The organism is Xanthovirga aplysinae, assembly GCF_009711365.1.
GTDB lineage: Bacteria > Bacteroidota > Bacteroidia > Cytophagales > Cyclobacteriaceae > Xanthovirga > Xanthovirga aplysinae.
This window is the reverse complement of sequence record NZ_SMMB01000964.1, coordinates 1-5915: the sequence shown is the minus strand read 5'-3', so window position 1 is coordinate 5915 and position 5915 is coordinate 1. Positions and strand designations below refer to the sequence as shown.

Annotated in this window: 6 protein-coding genes; 2 read left to right on the top strand and 4 right to left on the bottom strand. The window is 37.7% G+C overall.

From position 1 onward, the window contains the following. Window positions 1-839 (top strand): hypothetical protein (locus E1171_RS23775; RefSeq protein WP_222931455.1); only part of this gene is annotated, 839 nt, incomplete at its 5' end. 196 nt (window positions 840-1035) lie between these two features. Here the strand turns inward: E1171_RS23775 and E1171_RS09125 are convergent. From E1171_RS09125 to E1171_RS09110, 4 genes are all read right to left on the bottom strand, one after another. After that, a complete protein-coding gene (locus E1171_RS09125; RefSeq protein WP_155205700.1) occupies window positions 1036-1644 on the bottom strand; it encodes a superoxide dismutase in 609 nt (202 codons plus the stop codon). Between the two features lie 314 nt (window positions 1645-1958). Next, a complete protein-coding gene (locus E1171_RS09120; RefSeq protein ID WP_155205699.1) occupies window positions 1959-2405 on the bottom strand; it encodes a nucleoside deaminase in 447 nt (148 codons plus the stop codon). A 154-nt stretch (window positions 2406-2559) separates the two neighbouring features. Next, window positions 2560-3114, bottom strand: a complete 555-nt coding sequence (locus E1171_RS09115; RefSeq protein WP_155205698.1) for an AAA family ATPase — start codon at window positions 3112-3114, stop codon at window positions 2560-2562. Between the two features lie 42 nt (window positions 3115-3156). Then, window positions 3157-3735 carry a hypothetical protein gene (locus E1171_RS09110; protein WP_155205697.1) on the bottom strand — a complete coding sequence of 193 codons (579 nt, stop codon included), beginning with the start codon at window positions 3733-3735 and terminating at the stop codon, window positions 3157-3159. 211 nt (window positions 3736-3946) lie between these two features. Between E1171_RS09110 and aspS the strand changes: the two genes are divergently transcribed. Beyond that, the gene (aspS, locus tag E1171_RS09105) at window positions 3947-5710 is read left to right on the top strand and encodes an aspartate--tRNA ligase (protein WP_155205696.1); all 1764 of its coding nucleotides are present in this window, start codon (window positions 3947-3949) and stop codon (window positions 5708-5710) included. Window positions 5711-5915 lie beyond the last annotated feature (205 nt).

The following is a 5915-nucleotide window of genomic DNA, read 5'->3' as shown; positions in this document are numbered from 1 at the left end:
ACGTATTAACAATTCTTTTTTTAGGAGGCCTCATAATCTTCTCTTCTTGTTCGAAGTTGCCAGTCTATCAAAGTAAATGGACCGATGATAGTTCAGATCAAGAATTCTCCTACTACGACACCAAAAGCAAAATAAAATATGGGGTTTTTAATGACCATGAAAACCTGTACGTTAGTCTTGAAACAGAAGACAAGGGGGCAATCATGAAAATTTTAAGAAAGGGCTTAAAATTATATATGGATCCTTCAGGAAAGAAAAAACAGGGCATCTACTTGAGCTTCCCTCTTGAAGCAGAAGGGGGAAAGCAAGCTATGAATCCATCCGAAATGGGGATGGGCCAAGGAAACAAGTCGTCCAAACAAAAAAGTGGAAAGAAGCTTGAGGTCTCAAAACTTATTCAAAGAACTAGTAAGGAAGGATTATTCCAAAATGGGGATGTAGTAGAAACGGTGGGTATGGCTTTTCAAAAAAATGATATAAATATTAAATTGGCTCCTACAAAGAATAATGGTCTTTCTTATCAAGTAGCAATTCCCCTTCAAAAAATCTTTGGAGACAACGAAGTTTCAGAAAAAGTATCTATTGGAATAGAAACAGAAGCCTTGGATATGCAAAATGGAATGAGTGGAGGCCGTTCTGGCGGAATGGGTGGTGGTCGTTCTGGTGGAATGGGAGGAGGCCGCTCTGGCGGAATGGGTGGTGGTCGCTCTGGTGGAATGGGAGGAGGCCGTTCTGGCGGAATGAGAGGTCAAAATCAACAATCGATGAAAGAGCCTATTTCTATTTGGTTTGTAGCAGATCTGGCTCAAAAACAAGACACTTTCTCCAAAAAAGATTAACCTGTTTTCATCCTGACAAAAAAAGAGAATTTCTAAATCTATGTCTCCACTCAACATGAGGCTTAGAAGAAAAGCTTCAACCAAAGTTGAATGAAAAAAGAAAGGCTACACATTAGGACCAATTAAGAATTAATCATAATGTGTAGCCTTTGCTAGTTTTTAACAATTGAGCTAATCCTTTTTAGCTCAGATTATTTTATTTCGCTTCGGCATATCTTTTTGCTACTTCTTCCCAATTGATCACATTGTAAAAATGAGCAATATAATCAGGTCTTCTGTTTTGGTAATGCAGGTAGTAGGCATGCTCCCATACATCCAAACCTAAAATTGGAGTGCCAGGGCATTCTGCAATATCCATTGTTGGATTATCCTGATTAGGAGTAGAGCAAACACAAAGTTCACCATTGGCATCTACACAAAGCCAAGCCCATCCAGATCCAAAACGCGTAGCAGCAGCTGCAGAGAATTTCTCTTTAAATCCCTCAAATGAACCGAATTTTGCATTAATAGCCTCTGCCAATTCTCCAGTTGGCTCCCCTCCTCCATTTGGAGACATAATAGTCCAGAATAAAGAATGGTTAAAATGACCACCACCATTGTTTCTTACCGCTGCAGGAGCTGAACTCACAGATTTCATGATCTCAGCCATGGTTTTGCCTTCCAATTCAGTTCCGGCAATGGCATTATTTAGATTCGTTACATAAGCTTGATGGTGTTTTGTATGGTGGATCTCCATCGTTCTAGCATCGATATGAGGTTCCAAGGCGTTATATGCGTATGGTAACGCAGGTAATTCAAAAGCCATAGTTGATAGCAGTTTTAGAGTTTAACAATTTAGTTTATTCAAATATAAGTGGATGCCCTATAGAGGGCAAAAATCTTTACGAAAAATCCTATTATGGTGTTTTTTCTTTTAATTTAAGAATTGATTGGAATCTTTGGAGTCAACACCTTTAATTTCAGTAATGAATTGAAAATGATTTAATTAAGAATCATAAATTTACCAGATTTTTTTTGATTATTTAACACCGGCATTAAAAAAACAAATCGGGAAAATTGAATATGGAATTAGATAAACCACCTGGCACTTGTCAGAAAACACTGCACTCCTTACTACCTCTATTTTCTAAGTTTTTTAAAAAATTGATTGATTAAATCCCTGCACTCCACTTCCATAATTCCTGGCACCAATTGTGTTTTAGGATGCAAAATATTCTCATTCAATCTACCAAATCCCCTTTTGGGATCAGAAGCCCCAAAAACTATTTTTTTGAGCTGAGACCAATAGGTGGCCCCTGCACACATTACACAAGGTTCTAAAGTAACGTAAAGAGAGCATTCATTTAAATACTTCGCCCCAATGGCATTTTCAGCTGCTGTAATGGCGACCATTTCAGCATGAGCTGTCACATCCTGAAGGCGTTCGGTTTGGTTATAGGCTCGAGCGATAATCTGTTGATTACAAACCATAACAGCCCCTACCGGTACTTCCCCCGACTCAAAGGCAAGCAATGCCTGTTTATAGGCTTGTTGCATATAATATTCATCAGAATGAATAGTAAGCATAATTTTAAAAATACAATTAAAAGGTAATACAGACTTGATGGGTTAAAGATAAGGAAATTGCTCTGGTTAAGGTTAAACCAATAACACTAAAATACTCAAATGTGATTTTGTTTAGCTTTAATCCATCTTGCAATCGTCATATACTAAAAAGCAACTACAGTAGTCCTCTGGAGCATTCAAGAATAAACTCAAGTCGTTTATCAACACTTACCTTAGGAAGATTAATAAGTTCATAACCAGAGTCTGAATAAGCAGATTTCATAGCCTCATAGGTATGGATAGCCTCATTAAAATCCTGTTTACGTTCCTCGTCATTTGCGTAAATCTCTTTCCAAGGTGGAGCAATGAAAACCTTTTTATTATATCGGTAAAGGTTTATAGCCTTTAGAACATGGGCTTCGTCCTTAAGTCCAAGGAGGCGAGTATAACCCAATACATCCACTAGGCTCCGATCGAAATAAACTACTCCTTTGTAAGATTTAGCTTGATGATATGCCATTAAATCACGGGAGAGGATTAATTCCTTATACAAGATAGAATCTTCCCAATGCAAGGCTTTTCCTCCAATAGAAAGTTGCTCCTTTAAAATCTGTCTTCCATGCTCAGGAACAACTCTAAATTCTTTTTTTGACAGGGCCTCAATTAAGGTGCTTTTTCCAGCACCTGGCCCCCCTGTAATAACATTAAAATTATTTTGATGATTATTCATATTAAAAAATTCGGGTAAGTTAAAATTGGGGTATTAAAAAAATCAGGAAGCGGATTGATTTTCCCATTTAAAATCAGACACTTTTACACTTTTCATTATTCTCTGAACCGTTTCTTCATACTGATTTTGTAGGAATACCGGGCAGGATAAATTAAAGATCAAGGTTTTACCGTCCACAATGGTGTACATAAGGTAATGGTATTCACTTAAAGATCCTCTTCCCATAACGGAAGATTTACTTCCTTCTAAAAAGGAGGTAAACTCAAAAATTAAAAACTCTCGCTTATTAATTTTTCTAATATCTTCATTGATGATATTCACTTTATCATAAAGATTATAAATGCTTGACCGGTAAAATTCGCCCATTAGCTGTAAGTCCTCTTCCTTCCATAAGGCTCGGCTTACATTTACTCCAAAATTTACTTGGGTATTTTTACCCTTGAACATGGCAAGGATATTTTTGGAAGAGGGAAATTTAGCTCGTTTTTCATCTTCAGACATAGGAGTAAACTCTGTGGGAATTGACACACTTATCCCCTCAGTAATTTTTACCCGTTTCATTTTGACCTCCGAATAAGCCGATAAAACGAGTATGAAAAATAGAATTACTGCTTTCTTCATAAACTCTCTGCTAAAACAACGTTAACCCCTATTCAAAAAAATCGCTTTCATTAGAGTTTTTTTCAAATATATGTGCTGTTTTTAAATGAGGTCTTTACCGGAGGTCATTTACTCATTGTTTTACTCTTAAAATTATAAAACTCACTGACTTTCTTAAAATTTCCCCATCTTATCCTAAATTTGTAAACTGAAAGCTTTAAATCAGAATAAAATGCTTAGGACTCATAATTGCGGTGAATTACGCATAAACGATGTTGACCAAGAAGTAACCCTTTGTGGATGGGTACAAAAAATCAGAGATAAAGGAGGAATGATTTGGATTGACCTCCGTGACCGATATGGAATTACTCAGTTAGCCTTCAATGAAAGTGACAGTGATGCTGAAGTAATTAAAATTGCACGTAAAGCTGGTCGTGAATTTGTACTTCAAGCCAGTGGAAAAGTAGTTGAGCGATTTTCCAAAAATGATAAAATCCCTACCGGAGCAATTGAAATTAAAGTAGAGGGGCTTAAAATTCTAAATGCAGCTAAGGTTCCTCCTTTTCTAATTGAAGATGAAACAGATGGAGGGGACGACCTTCGCATGAAGTACCGTTACTTGGATTTACGTAGAAACCCTGTGCGTAAAAACCTGGAATTACGGCATAAAATGATGCGTGAAACCAGAAATTACCTCGATAGCCAGTCTTTCATAGAGGTAGAAACTCCGGTTTTAATTAAATCCACGCCGGAAGGAGCCCGAGACTTTGTCGTACCTTCTCGTATGAACACTGGGGAGTTCTATGCCCTGCCTCAGTCGCCTCAAACGTTTAAGCAACTGTTGATGGTTTCGGGAATGGACCGCTACTTCCAAATTGTAAAGTGCTTCCGGGACGAAGATTTAAGGGCTGACCGCCAACCAGAATTTACTCAGATCGACTGTGAGATGTCCTTTGTGACGCAAGAGGATATTCTGGAAATGTTTGAAGGGTTGGTAAGGTACTTATTTAACAATGTAAAAGGAATTGATCTGGCTGATTTTCCTCATATGACTTATGCCGATGCCATGAGATATTATGGTTCGGACAAGCCAGATACACGTTTTGAAATGAAATTCACAGAGCTGAATGAATTAGCTCAGAACAAAGGCTTTAAGGTATTTGATGATGCTGAATTAGTGGTGGGAATTTGTGCCAAAGGTGCCGGAAATTATACACGTAAGCAATTGGATGCTTTAACAAATTTCGTAAAAAAACCTCAAATAGGTGCAAAGGGGCTAGTTTACGTAAAATGCAACGAAGACGGAAGTTTTAAATCGTCGGTGGATAAATTCTTTGGCCAAGAAGACTTAAAAGCCTGGGCAGACAAGATGGGGGGCGAAGCAGGTGATTTGTTATTGGTGTTATCCGGAGAAACAAATCATACAAGAAAAGCCCTTTGTGAATTGCGTTTAGAAATGGGGACACAACTAGGATTAAGAGATCCGAATACATTCTCTTGTCTATGGGTTGTAGATTTTCCACTTTTAGAATGGGATGAAGATACAAAACGTTATCATGCGATGCACCACCCTTTTACTTCTCCGAAACGTTCTGACTTGGAGTGGTTAGATTCCGAACCAGGAGCTGTGCGGGCAAATGCCTATGATATGGTAATTAATGGAGTGGAAGTTGGTGGAGGTTCCATCAGAATTCACGACAAGGAAACCCAGGAAATGATGTTTAAGCATCTTGGTTTTAGCGAAGAGGAAGCCAAAGCACAATTTGGATTCTTAATGGATGCATTTGAATATGGTGCACCTCCACATGGTGGAGTAGCTTTTGGCTTTGACAGGTTATGTGCTCTATTTGGCGGTTCAGATTCCATCAGAGATTATATCGCATTCCCTAAAAACAACTCAGGTAGAGATGTAATGATTGATGCTCCTGCTCCAATTTCTCAAGATCAACTGGATGAATTACAAGTGGAATTGACCCGACCTTATGAAATTAATTAAGGAGAAATCACTGATAATTTCGAAATTAGTTTTAATAGCAGTGGGTAGATAAATGCCTGGTTTAGGAAAGACAAAAAAACTTGGTTTTCCTACCACTCCTTATTTATTCAAACTTCTATCTTAAAACTATTAAAAGCCCTTCATCAAATCATGAAGGGCTTTTATATTGAATTTCTGCTTTCTTTTCCCATTTTTGACAATTTAT